This is a genomic window from Pseudomonas sp. AC463, from assembly GCF_979253585.1.
Genome location: NZ_CEEDDZ010000007.1, coordinates 13,439 through 30,933, shown reverse-complemented (window position 1 = coordinate 30,933; position 17,495 = coordinate 13,439). Strand labels below are relative to the sequence as shown.

The 17,495-nt window shown below is 61.2% G+C and carries 13 protein-coding genes; 4 read left to right on the top strand and 9 right to left on the bottom strand.

The annotated features are described in order from the left end of the window. Positions 1-115 precede the first annotated feature (115 nt). From topA to AC0IYH_RS10320, 5 genes are all read right to left on the bottom strand, one after another. On the bottom strand, positions 116-2,737 hold the full coding sequence (gene topA / locus AC0IYH_RS10340) for a type I DNA topoisomerase (RefSeq protein WP_471834168.1): 2,622 nt from the start codon (positions 2,735-2,737) through the stop codon (positions 116-118). Between the two features lie 114 nt (positions 2,738-2,851). Then, positions 2,852-3,088 (bottom strand): DUF1653 domain-containing protein, encoded by a 237-nt coding sequence (locus AC0IYH_RS10335; protein ID WP_116629487.1) that lies wholly within the window; start codon positions 3,086-3,088, stop codon positions 2,852-2,854. Between the two features lie 96 nt (positions 3,089-3,184). Further along, the gene (gene fadA / locus AC0IYH_RS10330; RefSeq protein WP_026136849.1) at positions 3,185-4,360 is read right to left on the bottom strand and encodes an acetyl-CoA C-acyltransferase FadA; all 1,176 of its coding nucleotides are present in this window, start codon (positions 4,358-4,360) and stop codon (positions 3,185-3,187) included. A gap of 29 nt (positions 4,361-4,389) precedes the next feature. Continuing rightward, positions 4,390-6,537 (bottom strand): fatty acid oxidation complex subunit alpha FadB, encoded by a 2,148-nt coding sequence (fadB, locus tag AC0IYH_RS10325; RefSeq protein WP_101267702.1) that lies wholly within the window; start codon positions 6,535-6,537, stop codon positions 4,390-4,392. Between the two features lie 498 nt (positions 6,538-7,035). Beyond that, positions 7,036-7,473, bottom strand: coding sequence for a hypothetical protein (locus tag AC0IYH_RS10320; RefSeq protein WP_471834166.1), 438 nt, complete (start codon positions 7,471-7,473; stop codon positions 7,036-7,038). Positions 7,474-7,578: 105 nt separating this feature from the next. Between AC0IYH_RS10320 and AC0IYH_RS10315 the strand changes: the two genes are divergently transcribed. Further along, a complete protein-coding gene (locus AC0IYH_RS10315) occupies positions 7,579-8,019 on the top strand; it encodes a universal stress protein (RefSeq protein WP_105522471.1) in 441 nt (146 codons plus the stop codon). A gap of 137 nt (positions 8,020-8,156) precedes the next feature. Here AC0IYH_RS10315 and AC0IYH_RS10310 read toward each other — a convergent pair whose 3' ends face one another. Beyond that, positions 8,157-10,076: an ATP-binding cassette domain-containing protein gene (locus AC0IYH_RS10310; protein WP_116629485.1), complete on the bottom strand. Its 1,920-nt coding sequence runs from the start codon at positions 10,074-10,076 to the stop codon at positions 8,157-8,159. A gap of 213 nt (positions 10,077-10,289) precedes the next feature. On the opposite strand from AC0IYH_RS10310, the gene AC0IYH_RS10305 reads away from it, so the two are divergent. After that, positions 10,290-12,218 carry a transglycosylase SLT domain-containing protein gene (locus tag AC0IYH_RS10305; RefSeq protein ID WP_116629484.1) on the top strand — a complete coding sequence of 643 codons (1,929 nt, stop codon included), beginning with the start codon at positions 10,290-10,292 and terminating at the stop codon, positions 12,216-12,218. Between the two features lie 61 nt (positions 12,219-12,279). On the opposite strand, the gene AC0IYH_RS10300 is transcribed toward AC0IYH_RS10305, so the two are convergent. Beyond that, a complete protein-coding gene (locus AC0IYH_RS10300; protein WP_471834164.1) occupies positions 12,280-14,061 on the bottom strand; it encodes an ABC transporter transmembrane domain-containing protein in 1,782 nt (593 codons plus the stop codon). 246 nt (positions 14,062-14,307) lie between these two features. Between AC0IYH_RS10300 and AC0IYH_RS10295 the strand changes: the two genes are divergently transcribed. Beyond that, positions 14,308-14,481 (top strand): PA1571 family protein, encoded by a 174-nt coding sequence (locus tag AC0IYH_RS10295; protein WP_163821381.1) that lies wholly within the window; start codon positions 14,308-14,310, stop codon positions 14,479-14,481. A gap of 52 nt (positions 14,482-14,533) precedes the next feature. On the opposite strand, the gene pdxB is transcribed toward AC0IYH_RS10295, so the two are convergent. Further along, on the bottom strand, positions 14,534-15,676 hold the full coding sequence (gene pdxB / locus AC0IYH_RS10290; RefSeq protein ID WP_116629482.1) for a 4-phosphoerythronate dehydrogenase PdxB: 1,143 nt from the start codon (positions 15,674-15,676) through the stop codon (positions 14,534-14,536). Between the two features lie 140 nt (positions 15,677-15,816). Here pdxB and AC0IYH_RS10285 point away from each other — a divergent pair, with 140 nt between their 5' ends. Next, positions 15,817-17,211, top strand: a complete 1,395-nt coding sequence (locus tag AC0IYH_RS10285) for an MATE family efflux transporter (RefSeq protein WP_116629481.1) — start codon at positions 15,817-15,819, stop codon at positions 17,209-17,211. Here the strand turns inward: AC0IYH_RS10285 and tusA are convergent. After that, positions 17,208-17,453 (bottom strand): sulfurtransferase TusA, encoded by a 246-nt coding sequence (gene tusA / locus AC0IYH_RS10280; protein ID WP_471834161.1) that lies wholly within the window; start codon positions 17,451-17,453, stop codon positions 17,208-17,210. The two genes, AC0IYH_RS10285 and tusA, sit on opposite strands and share 4 nt — an antisense overlap. Between the last annotated feature and the right edge of the window lie 42 nt (positions 17,454-17,495).

The following is a 17,495-nucleotide window of genomic DNA, read 5'->3' as shown; positions in this document are numbered from 1 at the left end:
CCACAACGAATAGGCGTGATGCTGGCTTAACAGTGTCACGGATCAGCCAAGACTACTGCAAGCGCAAAAAAAGGCCGCCTATGCAGGCGGCCTTTGTATCCGGCAGATTAGACGATCAAGCGCCCTGGCGCTTGTCTTCGACCTTCCATTTGCCGCCGTCGTAGAACGCTTTCCAGCCGGTAGGCTTGCCGTCCACTTCGGTCTGCACGTACTGCTCCTTGGTCTTGCGGCTGTAGCGGATCACGGCCGGGCGACCGTCGGGATCCTTATTCGGCGCTTCACACAGGAAGTGGTACTTGGGATCGATCTCGTCCTTGTGCGGCACGATCTCCAGCACCAGCGGTGCGCGGGTCTCGCGGTTTTTCGGGAACTGGCTGGCAGCCAGGAACAGCCCCGAAGCGCCGTCACGCAGGATGTAGGTGTCGTTGACCTTCTCGCACTTGAGTTCGGGCATCTTCACCGGGTCCATCTTCGGCGGCGCCGCATCACCGCTCTTCAGCAGTTTGCGGGTGTTCTTGCACGTCGGGTTGGTGCAACCGAAGAACTTGCCGAAACGGCCGGTCTTGAGCTGCATCTCGCTGCCGCACTTGTCGCATTCCAGGCTCGGACCTTCGTAGCCCTTGATGCGGTAGCTGCCTTCTTCGATCTCGTAGCCGTCGCAATCCGGGTTATTACCGCAGATGTGCAGCTTGTGCTTCTCGTCCAGCAGGTAGGCGTCCATCGCCGTGCTGCAAATAGGGCAACGGTGCTTGCCACGCAGCACCAACGATTCGGACTCACCCTCGTCGTCGGCCGCGATTTCATCGCCCGGCACCAGGTTGACGGTGGCCTTGCAGCGTTCTTTCGGCGGCAGGCTGTAGCCCGAGCAACCGAGGAACACGCCGGTGGACGCGGTACGAATCTGCATCGGGCGCCCGCAGGTCAGGCACGGGATGTCGGTCATCACCGGCTGGTTGGCGCGCATGCCGCTTTCAGGGCTTTCGGCCACTTCGAGCTTCTTCTTGAAGTCGCCGTAGAACTCGTCCAGCACGTTTTTCCAGTCGCGCTCGCCCTGGGCCACGTCATCGAGGTTCTCTTCCATGCCGGCGGTGAAGCCGTAGTCCATCAGGTTGGAGAAACTCTCGGAGAGGCGCTCGGTGACGATGTCGCCCATCTTTTCCGAATAGAAGCGACGGTTGTGCAACGCCACATAGCCGCGATCCTGGATAGTCGAGATGATCGCCGCGTAGGTCGAAGGACGACCGATACCGCGTTTTTCCATCTCTTTCACCAGGCTGGCTTCCGAGTAACGTGCCGGCGGCTTGGTGAAGTGCTGGGACGGGTCGAGCTTGATCAGCTTCAACGTGTCGCCCTGGGCCATGTCCGGCAGCACATCGTCATCGCCAGGCTTGGCGATTTGCGGCATCACACGGGTGTAACCGTCGAACTTGAGGATACGGCCCTTGGCACGCAGCTCGAAGTCGCCAGCGGCCACACTGACGGTGGTGGACAGGTATTGCGCCGGCAGCATCTGGCACGCCAGGAACTGGCGCCAGATCAGCTCGTAGAGGCGCTCAGCGTCGCGCTCCATGCCACTGAGCTTGCTTGGCTCGGTGTTGGCGTCGGAAGGACGAATCGCTTCGTGAGCCTCCTGGGCGCCCTCTTTGCTGCTGTAGACGTTCGGCTTCTCCGGCAGGTACTTCTTGCCGAATTCGCTTTCAATATAAGTACGCGCCATCGCCACCGCGTCTTGCGACAGGTTGGTGGAGTCAGTACGCATATAAGTGATGTAGCCGGCTTCGTACAGACGCTGGGCCATCATCATGGTTTTCTTCACGCCGAAGCCCAGGCGGTTGCTCGCGGCCTGTTGCAGGGTGGACGTGATGAACGGTGCCGACGGCTTGCTGCTGGTCGGTTTGTCTTCGCGCTTGACGATGCTGTAGCTGGAAGACTTGAGCTTTTCCAGCGCGGCCGTGGCCTGGGCTTCGTTCAGCGGCTTGAAGGCCTCGCCTTTCTCGCGGGCCACTTCAAAGCGCACATTGGCGCCCTTGGCGGTACCGAGGTCGGCGTGGACTTCCCAGTATTCTTCGGGGTTGAACGCACGGATCTCGCGCTCACGCTCCACCACCAGCTTCACCGCTACCGACTGCACACGGCCGGCCGACAGGCCGCGGGCGATCTTGGCCCACAGCAGTGGCGAGACCATGTAGCCCACGACGCGGTCGAGGAAACGACGCGCCTGTTGGGCGTTGACGCGGTCGATGTCCAGCTCGCCCGGCTTGGAGAAGGCTTCCTGGATGGCTTTCTTGGTGATTTCGTTGAACACCACACGCTTGTAGCGGCTGTCATCACCGCCGATGGCTTCCCGCAGGTGCCAGGCAATGGCTTCCCCTTCGCGGTCCAAGTCCGTTGCGAGATAGATGGTGTCGGCATCTTTGGCGAGCCGGCGCAGCTCTTCGATGACCTTTTCCTTGCCCGGAAGGATTTCGTACTTGGCCTTCCAGCCATGCTCCGGGTCCACACCCATGCGCGAGACCAACTGCTTGCGCGCTTTCTCTTTAGGCGTGAGCACCGGACCTTCGCCCGCAGCCGCCTTGCCACGCTTGGCGGCAGGCTCCTTGCTGGCGCTAGCCGAACCGCTGGTGGGCAGGTCTCGGATATGGCCGATACTCGACTTCACCACGTACTCGTTGCCCAAGTACTTGTTGATGGTCTTGGCCTTAGCCGGGGATTCCACAATGACCAGCGATTTGCCCATGGATCAGAAAATTCCTGAATTCGAGAAGTGAAAGGCAGTTGGCGCCTGACGCGGCAACGCTATATATAGTGGCAACAAGGTGAGGTCAAGCGCAGCATTCTGCGCGGCCTGCCGTTATTGCCCTGAAAAAAGACTGGGTTCGGCCTGGACCAAAGCAAAGCGCGGGACCTGCTTGCCGTCAACTTCGACGCTCTCCAGGAACATGCTCAAGGGGCGCACCCAAAAGCCGTAATCGCCATACAGTGCTTGGTAAAACACCACTTCTTCTTCAGTCTCGGAGTGCCGTGCCACGTTAAAAACACGGTACTGCGGCCCCTTATAATGTTGGTAGAGCCCTGGTTCGACTTGCATGCTCTGGCCCTCTTACAAAATTTATTAAAAAAAAATTCAAAACCGCCAAAAAACAAAAACCGGGGCACTGGGCCCCGGCTGCCGCCAACCGAACCTTTAGACGCGTTCGAAGACGGTGGAAATGCCTTGGCCGAGACCAATGCACATGGTTGCAACCCCAAGGTTGCCGCCATTTTGCTTCATCACGTTAAGCAAAGTGCCGGAAATACGTGCACCGGAGCAACCGAATGGGTGGCCCAGGGCAATCGCACCGCCGTGCAGGTTAACCTTCTCGTTCATCTTGTCGAGTACTTTCAGATCTTTCAGCACTGGCAGGGCCTGTGCGGCGAAAGCTTCGTTGAGCTCGAAGAAGTCGATATCGGAGATGGTCAGGCCCGCGCGCTTCAAGGCTTTTTGTGTGGCCGGTACTGGACCATAGCCCATGATCGCCGGGTCCACACCCGCCACGGCCATCGACCGGATCACGGCCAGCGGCTGAATGCCCAAGTCCTGGGCACGCTGCGCCGACATCACGATCATGCACGAAGCACCGTCGGTGATTTGCGACGAAGTGCCGGCTGTCACGGTGCCGCCCTTTGGATTGAAGGCAGGTTTCAAGGCCGCCAGGCTTTCCAGGGTGGTATCCGGACGAATGGTCTCGTCGTAGTCGAACAGTTTCAGGAAGCCGTTCTCGTCGTAACCGTTCATCGGGATGATTTCATCCTTGAACTTGCCTTCCACGGTCGCCTTGTGGGCGAGCTGGTGGGAGCGCACGCCGAACGCGTCCTGGGCTTCGCGGGTAATGCCGTGCATCTTGCCGAGCATTTCTGCAGTGAGGCCCATCATGCCCGAGGCTTTTGCCGCGTACAGCGACATGTGCGGGTTAGGGTCTACGCCGTGCATCATGCTGACGTGGCCCATGTGCTCCACGCCGCCGACCACGAACACATCACCGTTACCGGTCATGATCGCCTGGGCGGCCGTGTGCAGCGCGCTCATCGACGAACCGCACAGGCGGCTCACGGTCTGGCCGGCAGCCGTGTGCGGGATCTGGGTCATCAACGACGCCATGCGCGCGATGTTCCAGCCCTGCTCCAGGGTCTGGTTGACGCAGCCCCAGATCACGTCCTCGACTTCGTTAGGGTCGACCTTGACGTTACGCTCCAGCAGCTTGCTGATCAGGTGCGCGGACATGTCTTCGGCACGGGTGTTGCGGTGCATGCCGCCCTTGGAGCGGCCCATCGGTGTGCGACCGAAGTCGACAATCACCACGTCTCTTGGATTCAAGCTCATAAATATTCTCGCTCTATTCGTCTGGGCGCTTAACCGAAGAAGCTCTGGCCGTTCTTGGCCATTTCACGCAGCTTCGCGGTCGGGTGGTACAGCGGGCCCAGATCAGCGTATTTGTCAGCCAGGGCAACGAACTCGGCCACACCGATCGAGTCGATGTAACGCAGCGCACCGCCACGGAATGGAGGGAAACCAATACCGTACACCAGGCCCATATCGGCTTCGGCGGCGGTTTCAACGATGCCGTCTTCCAAGCAACGCACGGTTTCCAGGCACAGGGCGATCATCATCCAGTTGATGATGTCTTCGTCCGACACCTCACGCTGCTCGTAGATGACCGGAGCCAGCACTTCGTGCACCGACGGGTCGGCCACTTTCTTCTGCTTGCCCTTCTTGTCGGCCTCGTAGGCGTAGAAACCCTTGCCGTTCTTCTGGCCCAGGCGCTTGGCCTCGTACAGCGCGTCGATCGCCGAGCGGCGGTCGTCTTTCATGCGGTCCGGGAAGCCTTCAGCCATCACGTCGCGACCGTGGTGGCCGGTGTCGATGCCGACCACGTCCATCAGGTACGCCGGGCCCATTGGCCAGCCGAATTTTTCCATGACCTTGTCGATGCGCACGAAGTCCACACCGGCACTGACCAGCTTGGCGAAACCGCCGAAGTACGGGAACAGCACGCGGTTGACCAGGAAGCCCGGGCAGTCATTGACCACGATCGGGTTCTTGCCCATTTTCTTGGCGTAGGCAACGGTGGTGGCAACCGCCAGCTCGCTGGACTTCTCGCCACGGATCACTTCCACCAGCGGCATCATGTGCACCGGGTTGAAGAAGTGCATGCCGACGAAGTTTTCCGGACGCTTGAGGGCCTTGGCCAGCAGCGAGATGGAAATGGTCGAGGTGTTGGAGGCCAGGATGGTGTCGTCTTTAACCTGGGCTTCAACTTCAGCCAGTACCGCTTGCTTGACCTTCGGGTTCTCGACAACCGCTTCGACCACCAGGTCGACGTGGCCGAAATCGCCGTAGGACAGCGTAGGACGAATGCCGTTAAGCACTTCAGCCATTTTCGCAGCGGTCATACGACCTTTGTCCACGCGACCGACCAGCAGCTTGGCGGCTTCCGCCAGGCCTTGCTCGATACCGTGTTCGTTGATGTCTTTCATCAGGATCGGCGTGCCTTTGGACGCCGACTGATAGGCGATACCGCCACCCATGATACCGGCGCCGAGTACGGCAGCCTGTTTCACGTCGCGAGCGATTTCGTCGTAGGCCTTGGCCTTTTTCTTCAGCTCCTGGTCGTTCAGGAACAGGCCGATCAGGCTCTGTGCAGCCGAGGTCTTCGCCAGTTTGACGAAGCCAGCAGCTTCCACTTCCAGGGCTTTGTCGCGACCGAAGTTCGCGGCCTTCTGGATGGTCTTGATCGCTTCAACCGGCGCCGGGTAGTTCGGGCCGGCCTGGCCAGCCACGAAACCTTTGGCGGTTTCGAACGACATCATTTGTTCGATGGCGTTGAGCTTGAGTTTTTCCAGCTTCGGCTGACGCTTGGCCTTGTAGTCAAATTCGCCGCTGATGGCGCCCTTGATCAGGTTCAGTGCGGCTTCGGCCAGTTTGTCCGGGGCAACCACGGCATCGACGGCGCCGACTTTCAGCGCGTCTTCTGCACGGTTTTCCTTGCCGGCGGCAATCCACTCGATGGCGTTGTCGGCACCGATCAGGCGCGGCAGGCGTACGGTGCCGCCGAAGCCCGGGTAGATGCCCAACTTGACTTCAGGCAGGCCGATTTTGGCAGTGGCCGACATGACACGGAAGTCTGCGGCCAGGCACATTTCGAAGCCGCCGCCCAGCGCGATGCCATTGATCGCGGCAACGGTTGGCACGTTGAGGTCTTCGAAATCGCTGAAAATCTTGTTGGCTTCGAGGTTGCCAGCCACCAGCTCGGCATCGGGCAGCTTGAAGTTGTCGACGAATTCGGTGATGTCAGCGCCGACGATAAACACGTCCTTGCCGCTGGAGACGATCACGCCCTTGACCGAAGCATCTGCTTTGATGGTATCTACGGCCTGACGCAATTCATTCAGGGTTAGACGGTTGAACTTGTTGACGGACTCACCCTTGAGGTCGAATTTCAATTCGACGATGCCACTTTCAAGAGCCTTAACCGTGATGGCTTTACCTTCGTAAATCATCAACTGATCTCCACGATATGGAAGCTGAACAGTACACACTGGACGCTGGCCTCTGGTTGGACATTGATAAATACGTCAATGCTCATGCCAATCCGCCAGGCACACCCGCCAATGCGCTAGTCGGGGTTATGTATGAGCGGTCTGACAGACAAACGCTCAATTCATACGCCCGTTTGATTTGGGTACGCCACCTTCATCCAATTCCGAGCAATTGTCAATCGCTCGAAAGGCTAGCAAAAACGCGACTTTCCAGTCATTTCAGAACCCCGGCACCCAGCCCCCGACTGCCCAATACCGCGACATTCACAGAATCAATAATCAAAAAGACACGGGAAAAGGCTGTACAGATGCGGATATGCCGCTAGGCTAGCGGTACTTGCTACAGAATAGTCAGAACGCTTGGGTGAACACCCGGCGTGATGTAACACAGATTTACCGGCCTGCCTGGCCAACTCCAGCCCGATGATGATGTCGGGCTTTTTATTGCCTGGCGTTCCGTCAGGCCAAGGCCTTCAGCAACGTATCAATATCTTTCAATACGCCAACCTCGCCCTTCTCGCCCCAATACAAGGCAATCATTTGCAGGTCGGCCTCGACCTTGTAGACGTTCGCCGGCAGCATTGCAAAATGCGGCAACAACTTCTCGTCCGTACACACTTCACGCCATTGGTTGACCCACACACCCGGCTCCAACTGCCAGTAACTCCAGGTCGCCGGCGCACTCCCGCGCCGTGGCCTGCAGTACTGCGCGCACGGGCTCGGCGGCTCGTGTTTGAGCCAGTGCGGCCACTCCTGCGGCGCCAGTTGCATGGTCAGGCCAATGCGGCGTGCCTCCATGCGCAGGGCCATGCGCCCGCTCTGATGACGCGACGGGCGCAGCCATGCCAGAGGGCTAAGAACCACAGCAAGGATTGACACCACTATCCAGACCGTCATATGTGTACTCCCGAATTTCTAGATGAGCGGATTTGATCTGTCGCAACCCCATCCGCTTGAAAGCAGCCATACTGAACTTATTGCAGTCCCCTGGAGGAACGCCTCATGCCCTACCAACATATTCTGGTCGCTGTCGATCTGACCGAAGAGTGCGATCCAGTGATCAAGCGCGCGCAGGAATCTGCAATTGCCAATGGCGCCAAACTGTCTCTCGTGCACATCGTAGAGCCCATGGCCATGGCCTTCGGTGGCGACGTGCCGATGGACCTTTCCCAGTTGCAGCAACAACAATTCGACCAGGCCAAAGAGCGCCTCGACCGCCTGATCCTCAAATACCCGCATCTGCAAAAAGATGACTGCCACCTCACGTACGGCCAACCGCGCCAAGAGATCCACCATCTTGCCAAGGAAAAGGCTTGCGACCTGATCGTGGTTGGCAGCCATGGCCGACACGGCCTCGCGCTGCTGCTGGGTTCCACTGCCAATGACGTGCTGCACGGCGCGCCGTGTGATGTGCTGGCCGTCAAACTGGTAAAAAGCTCTTAAGACCGCTGTAGATTCAATGTGGAAGGGGCGGCGCGACGAATCGACTTGCCCCCTCCCCCATTTTGAATCGCATTTCATATAAAAAAGCCCGGCGCTCAATCAAACGAGCGCCGGGCTTTTTATGAGACAGGAATCACTCAGGCATCCAACTCAGCCCAACGCTCCATCAGCACTTCCAGCTCCTGGTTCAACGTCTCCAGGGACGCGATGACCTTGGCGGTTTCCGCCGCCGGGCGCAGGTAGAAACCCGCGTCAGCCATGGCTGCTTCTACTGCGGCGATCTGCTGTTCCTTAGCGTCGATGTCACCCGGCAAGGCTTCCAGCTCACGCTGCAGCTTGTAGCTGAGCTTCTTCTTGGCAGCCGGAGCAGTTTCCACAGCCGGTGCAGCAGCCGCCACCGGGGTAACCACCGCCGAGGTCAGGTCGGCCTTGCCGGACTTGCTCTCGGTCACGCCCAGCAGGCGCGGCGAGCCGCCCTGACGCAGCCAGTCCTGATAACCACCAACGTATTCACGCACCTTGCCTTCACCTTCGAAGACCAGGGTGCTGGTGACCACGTTGTCGAGGAATGCCCGGTCGTGGCTGACCATCAGCACGGTGCCGTTGAATGTCAACAGCACCTCCTCCAGCAGCTCGAGGGTTTCCACGTCGAGGTCGTTGGTCGGTTCGTCGAGTACCAGCAGGTTGGCCGGCTTGCTGAACAGCTTGGCCAGCAGCAGGCGCGCACGCTCGCCACCGGACAAGGCTTTCACCGGCGTACGTGCACGCTGGGGGCTGAACAGGAAGTCGCCCAGGTAGCTAAGCACGTGGCGGCTCTGGCCGTCGATGTCGATGAAGTCGCGGCCTTCGGCGACGTTGTCGATCACGGTTTTTTCCAGGTCCAACTGGTGACGCAACTGGTCGAAGTAGGCCACGTCGATGCGCGTGCCCTCTTCCACTGTGCCGCTGGTTGGCTGCAGGCCGCTGAGCATCAGCTTGAGCAAGGTGGTCTTGCCGGTACCGTTGGCACCGAGCAGGCCGATACGGTCGCCGCGCTGCAGGACCATGGAGAAGTCCTTGATCAGGAACGGGCCGTCCGGGTGATGGAAGCTGACGTTCTCCAGCACCATCACTTGCTTGCCCGACTTGTCGGCGGTGTCCAGCTGGATATTGGCCTTGCCGGTGCGCTCGCGACGTTCGCTGCGCTCAACGCGCAGGGCTTTCAGGGCGCGTACACGGCCTTCGTTACGGGTGCGACGGGCCTTGATGCCCTGGCGGATCCAGACTTCTTCCTGGGCCAGCTTCTTGTCGAACAAGGCGTTGGCGGTTTCTTCAGCCGCCAAGGCGGCTTCCTTGTGCACCAGGAAGCTCGCGTAGTCGCCGTTCCAGTCGATCAGGCCGCCACGGTCCAGTTCCAGGATGCGCGTGGCCAGGTTCTGCAGGAAAGAACGGTCGTGCGTGATAAACAGCACGGCGCCCTGGAACTCCTTGAGGGCTTCTTCGAGCCAGGCGATGGCGCCGATATCCAAGTGGTTGGTCGGTTCGTCGAGCAGCAGCAGGTCCGGCTCGGACACCAGTGCCTGGGCCAGCAGTACACGGCGACGCCAGCCGCCGGACAACTCGGCGAGGGTCTTGTCGGCCGGCAGTTGCAGGCGGCTCAGGGTGCTGTCGACCAATTGCTGCAAGCGCCAGCCGTCACGGGCTTCGAGGTCCTGCTGGACGTGCATCAGCTTGTCCAGGTCGGCTTCGGTGACGCAGTTCTGCGCCAGGTGATGGTACTGCGCCAGCAACTCGCCCACGCCATCCAGGCCTTCGGCAACCACGTCGAACACTGTCCGTCCGTCGGCCACCGGCAATTCTTGCGGCAATTCGCCGATCTTGAGGCCCGGGGCACGCCAGACAGAGCCGTCATCGGGCTTCTGGTCGCCTTTAACCAGCTTCATCATGCTGGACTTGCCGGTGCCGTTGCGGCCGATGATGCACACCCGCTCACCACGGGCGATCTGCCAGGACACCTTGTCCAACAACGGCATAGCGCCGAAAGCAAGGGACACATCGCTGAATTTGAGCAGGGTCATACGCTTCTCCAAAAACTGGGCGCGCATTCTACCTGACTTGAGGGTGGTATGCGGCCAGCATTTTCACGACTGACACGTCCTGTCAGACATTTGCGGCGAACTTGAACGAACCGGCCGGCAAAGCTTTCGCCGGCCGCTGGCAAAAGGCTAAGCTAGGGGCAATCAGTGTCGGCAGTGCCGGCGCTAGTCGTGATTTCTCTGCACGGACGTCTCATGCGCAGTCGCCTTTTCAACTTTTTATCTTGTCTGCTTCTTTCCGCCACCGCCGTTCAATCCGCCCAGGCCGTGGACCTCACCACCCAACGTCAATATTACGATGAAGCCAAACGTGCGCTGGCCAAGGGCGACACCGGCCCCTACATGCAATACAGCCAGGCCCTGGCCGACTACCCGCTGACGCCGTATCTGGCCTACGACGAACTGACCGCGCGCCTGAAGACCGCGAGCAACCAGGAAATCGAACAGTTCCTGGCCAAAAACGGCGACCTGCCCCAGGCCAACTGGATGAAACTGCGCTGGTTGCGCTGGCTGGCCGAACGTGGCGACTGGCAGACCTTTGAAAAGTACTACGACGCCAAGCTCAATTTCGTCGAACTGGACTGCCTGCACGGCCAATATCAGCTCACCCACAATCTGAAGGCCGAAGGCTACAAGACCACCGAAAAGCTGTGGATGACCGGCAAATCCCAGCCCGCCGCCTGTGATACCACCTTCGCCCAGTGGGCGGCCGACGGCCAACTCACCGAACAGAAGATCTGGGACCGTGCCAAGCTCGCCGCCGAAGCGCGCAATTACGCGCTGGCCAACAGCCTGGTAAAAACCCTGCCAACCCTCGGCGCCCAAGGCCGCCTGATGGTCGACGTGGCACAGAAGCCCGACATGCTCAGCGACCCGTCGCGCTTCCTGCCGGCCACCGAGGCCATGTCGGATGCCGTAGGCCTGGGCCTGCGTCGCCTGGCGCGCCAGGACCCGGACAAGGCCATGGCGCTGCTCGACGGGTATGCCAGCAGCATGCACTTCTCCCGTGACGAAAAAGTGTCGATTGCCCGTGAAATCGGCCTGACCCTGGCCAAACGCTTCGACCCGCGCGCCCTTGAGGTGATGACCAAGTACGACCCCGAGCTGCGCGACAACACCGTGTCCGAATGGCGCCTGCGCCTGCTGTTGCGCCTGGCCCGCTGGGAAGATGCCTACCAGTTGACCCGCAAACTCCCACAAGACCTGGCCACCACCAACCGCTGGCGCTATTGGCAGGCCCGCAGCCTGGAACTGGCCGAGCCGAAGAACCCGCAAGCGCTGGTGCTGTACAAGAACCTGGCGCAGGAACGCGACTTCTATGGCTTCCTCGCCGCCGATCGCTCCAAGGCGCCGTACCAGCTCAAGAACAAACCGCTGTTGATGAGCCAGGCGCTGGTCAACAAGGTGCGCAACACCCCTGGCGTGCGGCGTGCCCTGGAGTTCTATGCGCGCGGGCAGATCGTGGATGGCCGCCGCGAGTGGTACCACGTCAGCCGTCACTTCAACCGTGACGAAATGGTCGCCCAGGCCAAGCTGGCCTACGACATGAAGTGGTACTTCCCGGCGATCCGTACCATCAGCCAGGCCCAGTATTGGGACGACCTGGACATTCGTTTCCCGATGGCCCACCGCGACACCCTGGTGCGCGAAGCCAAGGTGCGGGGCCTGCATTCCAGCTGGGTGTTCGCCATCACCCGCCAGGAAAGCGCCTTTATGGACGACGCGCGCTCCGGCGTCGGCGCCAGCGGCCTGATGCAACTGATGCCCGGCACCGCCAAGGACACCGCGCGTAAATTCAGCATCCCGCTGGCCTCACCGGCGCAGGTGCTGGACCCGGACAAAAACATCCAGCTCGGCGCGGCCTACCTGAGCCAGGTGCACAGCCAGTTCAACGGCAACCGCGTGCTCGCCTCCGCCGCCTACAACGCCGGCCCCGGCCGCGTGCGCCAATGGCTGCGCGGCGCCGACCACCTGAGTTTCGACGTGTGGGTGGAAAGCATCCCGTTCGACGAAACCCGCCAGTATGTGCAGAACGTGTTGTCTTATTCGGTGATCTACGGCCAGAAGCTCAACTCACCGCAGCCGCTGGTGGATTGGCATGAGCGCTATTTTGATGATCAATAAATGACACAGAAATAAAAAATGCCCGCATTGAGAGATGCGGGCATTTTTTATGGGCGCCGGGTCAGTGTTGAACTGGCTCATCCCCATCACTGAACTGCAACGCCGCCAACCGCGCATACAGCGGGTTGCTCGCGATCAACTGCTGGTGCGTGCCCACCGCCACCAGTTTGCCCTGGTCCATCACGGCGATGCGGTCCGCGTGCTTCACCGTCGCCAGGCGGTGGGCAATCACCAGCGTGGTACGGCCCTGCATCAATTGCGGCAGGGCTTGCTGGATCAAGTGTTCACTCTGGGCGTCGAGGGCGCTGGTGGCTTCGTCCAGCAGCAGGATCGGCGCGTCCACCAACAGCGCGCGGGCGATGGCCAGGCGTTGGCGTTGGCCGCCGGAAAGCCCCATGCCGCCGTCACCGAGGTGAGTCTGGTAGCCGTCGGGCATTTGCAGGATGAAATCATGGGCGTGGGCGATGCGCGCGGCGGCTTCGACCTGCTCCATGGTCGCGCTCGGGTTGCCGTAGCGGATGTTCTCTTCGACGCTGCCGAAAAACAGCGCCGGGCTTTGGGACACCAGGGCGAATTGGCGGCGCAGGTCGAGTGGGTCAAGGTCGGTCAGCGCGTGGCCTTCGAGCAGGATGCGGCCGTGCTGTGGGTCGTAGAAACGCAGCAGCAGGTCGAAAATCGTGGATTTGCCGGCACCGGACGGCCCCACCAGCGCCAGGGTTTCACCGGGGTTGACGGTCAGGTTCAAGCCATCGATGGCGTAGCTGTCCGGCCGCGAGGGGTAGGAAAAACGCAGATCCTGCAGCTCCAGCCGACCACTGACCCGCTCGGGCAATTGCACGGTGCCAGCGACGGGCGCCTGGATTTCATTGGTGGACTGCAACAGTTCGCCGATCCGTTCGGCCGCACCGGCGGCACGTTGCAGCTCGCCGAGTACTTCGCTGAGGGTGCCGACGGCGCTGCCGACGATCAGGCTGTAGAACACAAAGGCCGCCAGCTCGCCGCCGGAAATGCGCCCGCTGATCACGTCCATGCCGCCGACCCAGAGCATCACACCCACGGCGCCGAGCACCAGCATGATCACCAGGGTAATCAGCCAGGCGCGCTGGGTGATGCGTTTGCGTGCGGTGGTGAAGGCCTCTTCCACGGTCACGGCGAAGCGCTGTTCGTCCTGCACCTGGTGGTTATAGGCCTGCACGGTCTTGATCTGCCCGAGGGTCTCGGACACATAGCTGCCCACGTTGGCGATGCGGTCCTGGCTCTGGCGCGACAGGCTGCGCACACGGCGGCCGAAAATCAGGATCGGCGCCAGTACCAACGGCAGCGCCACCACCACGATGCTGGTGAGCTTGGGGTTGGTGACAAACAGCAGCACGATGCCGCCGATCACCATCAGGGCATTACGCAGGAACAGCGACAGCGACGAGCCGATCACCGATTGCAGCAAGGTGGTGTCGGTGGTCAGTCGCGACTGGATTTCCGAGCTGCGATTGTTCTCGTAGAACCCGGGATGCAGGTAGATCAAGTGGTTGAACACCTGCCGGCGAATATCGGCGACAACCCGCTCGCCAATCCACGACACCAGGTAAAACCGCGCAAACGTGCCCACCGCCAGACCCAGCACCAGCACCATGAACAGGCCAATGGACTGGTTGAGCAGGTGCGGCGACTGGGTCATGAAACCCTGGTCCACCAGCAGGCGAATGCCCTGCCCCATGGACAAGGTGATGCCGGCGGTGACGATCAGCGCCAACAGGGCGCCCAGCGCGTGCCAGCGGTAGGGTGCGATAAAGCGGCTGGCCAGACGGATCGCACGGCGTTGTCGGACGGAGAACATGGAGGGCATCACCTGCGCAAGGGGCTAAGTATCTACCCCCACAACATTGGGGGAACTTGCGTAAATAACAATGAGTCAGGTTAATTATGCCCGCCGATAAGGGCCGCTAGAGGCTATCGGTCTAATGCCTGGCTGGAAATCCGCAGAGGTTTCTGGTGGACTGGGTATTCGAACCGGTGATTGTGCAAGGAGTTGTAACAGCGCAGTCACACGGGGGGGTCAATGTAGGTACACAACCTGATGAGGAGACAGGCCATGACCTTGCAAAACAGCAGTGAAGCCAAGATTGAAGTGATCCGCCAACCGCAGCAGTTGCCTTGCTCGTACATCGACGCCAAAGGCCAGGAAGTGCAGATTACCGAAGAGATGATCCAGCAAGCGTGCACCGAGCTGGAACAGCGACTGGTCAAGCCTGCGCAGCAAGGCTGAAGCGCCCAAGCTCTTTCAAAACCGGCCCGGGTGGCCGGTTTTTTTATGCGCCTTAAATCGCTTCAGCGCCCAGGGCTGTGACGATGCTCGACAACACCGCCGACTCGCCATTGATGCGCACCTTCAAGCTGTCAATCTCGCGCCGCGCCGGGTAGCCCTTGCGCAACAGGTCGAATGCCTTGCGCTGCTCTTCCACGGTTCCCACAAGGCTGCGACGGAAATCCGCATCATCACGGCGCGGGTCGTAGACGCCACGGCACAAGGCGGCCAACGCCCAGGCCGGGTCGGTCGCGGCGTTCAAATGCACCTGCGCCAACCACGGCTCAGGCAGCAGATCGCTCAACTGAATGACTGGCTCCTGACCCAGATACGCGCAGAGCGCCTGATAGATCTGCGCCGTGCCACGCTGCCTGCCGTCCAGGCTGTAGCCGGCGATATGCGGGGTGGCCAGCACGCACAGGTCGGCCAGGTCGACGTCCACTTGCGGCTCGCCTTCCCATACATCCAACACTGCTTGCAAGTCTTCACGCGCCAACAACACTTCGCGCAGGGCGGCGTTGTCCACCACCGGGCCACGGCTGGCGTTGATCAGCCAGGTACCGGGTTTGAGCTGCTCAAGACGCTGGCGGTCGAACAGGTGCCAGGTGGAGCCATTGCCGGACTTGGTCAGCGGCGTGTGCAGGCTGATCACGTCGCACTGCTCGATGATCTGCGCAAGGCTCACGTAATCGCCATCTTCGGCGATCTGCCGCGGCGGGTCGCACACCAGCACGTTCCAGCCCAGGCCCTTGAGCACCTTGACCAGCCGCCCGCCGACTTCACCGGCGCCAACCACGCCGTAGGTGCGTTGGTTGAGGTCGGCGCCTTCGATTTCGGCCAGGGTCTGCAGGCTGCCCAGCACGTAGTCCACCACGCCGCGCGCGTTGCAGCCGGGGGCGCTGGACCACTGGATGCCGGCCTGCTTGAAGTAATCAAGGTCAAGGTGGTCGGTGCCGATGGTGCAGGTGCCGACGAAACGCACGCTGGTACCCTCCAGCAGCGCGCGATTAACGTTGGTCACCGAGCGCACCAGCAGCACGTCAGCCTGCTCGACGGTGGCGCGGTCGATGGAGCGGCCAGGCACGCGGCGAATCTCGCCAAATCCTTGGAAGAATGCATCAAGCAGCGGGATATTTTCGTCGGCAACAATCAGCATGGCGAGCTCCTTAGGCGGATTGGCAGTGTACAGGCATCGCAGCCGCCGCTTACAAATCCCTAACACAGGTTTTTTCCTGACCGTTGTGTCAAAGCGTAGAATCCGCCGTCCTTGCGCTTCTCTTTACTGGACACCTGTACGTGAACACTGCCACCGCCCCCCTCACCCGCCCCGCCCGCATCAGCCGGGAAGTGCGCGACCTGATGACGCTCGCCCTGCCGATCATGATCGGCCAACTGGCTACCACCGCCATGAGCTTTGTCGATGCGGTGATGGCCGGGCGCGTCAGTCCCCAGGACTTGGCGGCAGTGGGCCTGGGCAACTCGATCTGGATCCCGGTGTACCTGCTGATGACCGGCACCCTGCTGGCCACCACGCCAAAAGTCGCCCAGCGTTATGGCGCCGGCAAGTTCACCGAGATCGGGCCGCTGGTCCGTCAGTCATTATGGTTGGCCGTGGTGGTGGGCCTGTGCGGCGCGCTGCTGTTGCTGTGCGCCGAACCGGTGCTGCGCGCGATGAAGGTCGAGGCCGACCTGATCGAGCCGTCCATGGGCTACCTGCACGGCATTGCCGCCGGCATGCCGGCCATCGCCCTGTATTACGTGCTGCGCTGCTTCAGCGATGGCCTGGGCCGCACGCGCCCGAGCATGGTCATGGGCCTGGTCGGGCTGGCGCTGAATATTCCGCTGAACTACATCTTCATCTACGGCCACCTGGGCCTGCCGGCGATGGGCGGCGTGGGCTGCGGCTGGGCCACGGCAATTGCGATGTGGGTGATGATGCTTGGGCTGGCCGTTTGGACGCGGTTCGGCCCGGCGTATCAGAGCAGCGAATTGTTCAAGCGCTTCGACTGGCCACAATGGGCGGTGATCAAGCGCATATTGGGGATTGGCTTGCCGATCGGCGTCGCGATCTTTGCCGAGTCGAGCATCTTCGCGGTGATCGCCCTGCTGCTCGGCAGTCTCGGCGCCACCGTGGTGTCGGGGCATCAGATCGCGCTGAACGTCAGCTCGCTGGTATTCATGATCCCCTACTCACTGAGCATGGCCATCACCGTGCGCGTCGGCCAGGCCCTGGGGCGTGGCGAGCCGCGTGAGGCACGCTTCGCCGCCGGGGTCGGCATGGGCACCGCGCTGGCGTATGCCTGCCTGTCGTGCGGGCTGATGCTGGTGTTTCGCGAGCAGATCGCGACCATCTACACCCCGGACCCGGTGGTTATCCACCTGGCGTCGACGTTGATTGTGTTTTCCGCGCTGTTCCAGTTCAGCGACTCGATCCAGGTCACCGCCGCCGGCGCACTGCGTGGCTATCAGGACACCCGCGTGACCATGGTGCTGACGCTGTTCGCCTATTGGGGCGTGGGCTTGCCGGTGGGTTACGCGCTGGGGCTGACCGACTGGCTCGGAACGCCGAGCGGCCCCAGCGGTTTATGGCAAGGGCTCATCGTGGGCCTGAGCTGTGCGGCGGGGATGTTGCTGGTGCGCCTGGCGCGCAGTGCACGCCGGCGCATTCGGGCGCACAAAGCCCTGGGTTAATCGGCCTTCTTGCGGATCCAGTACAGGTACGTCCCGGCCTGCTCCTGCTGATCCACCAGCTCGTGGTCGAGAAACACGCAGAACTTGGGGATATCGCGACGCGTCGACGGGTCGGTCGCGATCACCTTGAGCAAGCCGCCTGGCGGCAAGTCGCGGATGTGCTGGTGCAGCATCATTACCGGCTCCGGGCAGTTGAGGCCGGTGGCGTCGAGGGTGCCGTCGACGGGCAGTTCAAGACTCATATTTCACTCCTAAAACTAACCCGCTCTCCTGTGGGAGTGGGC

What these genes read in the sequence shown, in the direction of transcription:
- AC0IYH_RS10300 (WP_471834164.1), bottom strand. Translation starts at nt 14,061, where the DNA reads ATGCCCTCCATGTTCTCCGTCCGACAACGCCGTGCGATCCGTCTGGCC.
- pdxB (WP_116629482.1), bottom strand. Translation starts at nt 15,676, where the DNA reads ATGCTGATTGTTGCCGACGAAAATATCCCGCTGCTTGATGCATTCTTC.
- topA (WP_471834168.1), bottom strand. Translation starts at nt 2,737, where the DNA reads ATGGGCAAATCGCTGGTCATTGTGGAATCCCCGGCTAAGGCCAAGACC.
- fadB (WP_101267702.1), bottom strand. Translation starts at nt 6,537, where the DNA reads ATGATTTACGAAGGTAAAGCCATCACGGTTAAGGCTCTTGAAAGTGGC.
- AC0IYH_RS10335 (WP_116629487.1), bottom strand. Translation starts at nt 3,088, where the DNA reads ATGCAAGTCGAACCAGGGCTCTACCAACATTATAAGGGGCCGCAGTAC.
- AC0IYH_RS10310 (WP_116629485.1), bottom strand. Translation starts at nt 10,076, where the DNA reads ATGACCCTGCTCAAATTCAGCGATGTGTCCCTTGCTTTCGGCGCTATG.
- AC0IYH_RS10305 (WP_116629484.1), top strand. Translation starts at nt 10,290, where the DNA reads ATGCGCAGTCGCCTTTTCAACTTTTTATCTTGTCTGCTTCTTTCCGCC.
- fadA (WP_026136849.1), bottom strand. Translation starts at nt 4,360, where the DNA reads ATGAGCTTGAATCCAAGAGACGTGGTGATTGTCGACTTCGGTCGCACA.
- tusA (WP_471834161.1), bottom strand. Translation starts at nt 17,453, where the DNA reads ATGAGTCTTGAACTGCCCGTCGACGGCACCCTCGACGCCACCGGCCTC.
- AC0IYH_RS10320 (WP_471834166.1), bottom strand. Translation starts at nt 7,473, where the DNA reads ATGACGGTCTGGATAGTGGTGTCAATCCTTGCTGTGGTTCTTAGCCCT.
- AC0IYH_RS10315 (WP_105522471.1), top strand. Translation starts at nt 7,579, where the DNA reads ATGCCCTACCAACATATTCTGGTCGCTGTCGATCTGACCGAAGAGTGC.
- AC0IYH_RS10295 (WP_163821381.1), top strand. Translation starts at nt 14,308, where the DNA reads ATGACCTTGCAAAACAGCAGTGAAGCCAAGATTGAAGTGATCCGCCAA.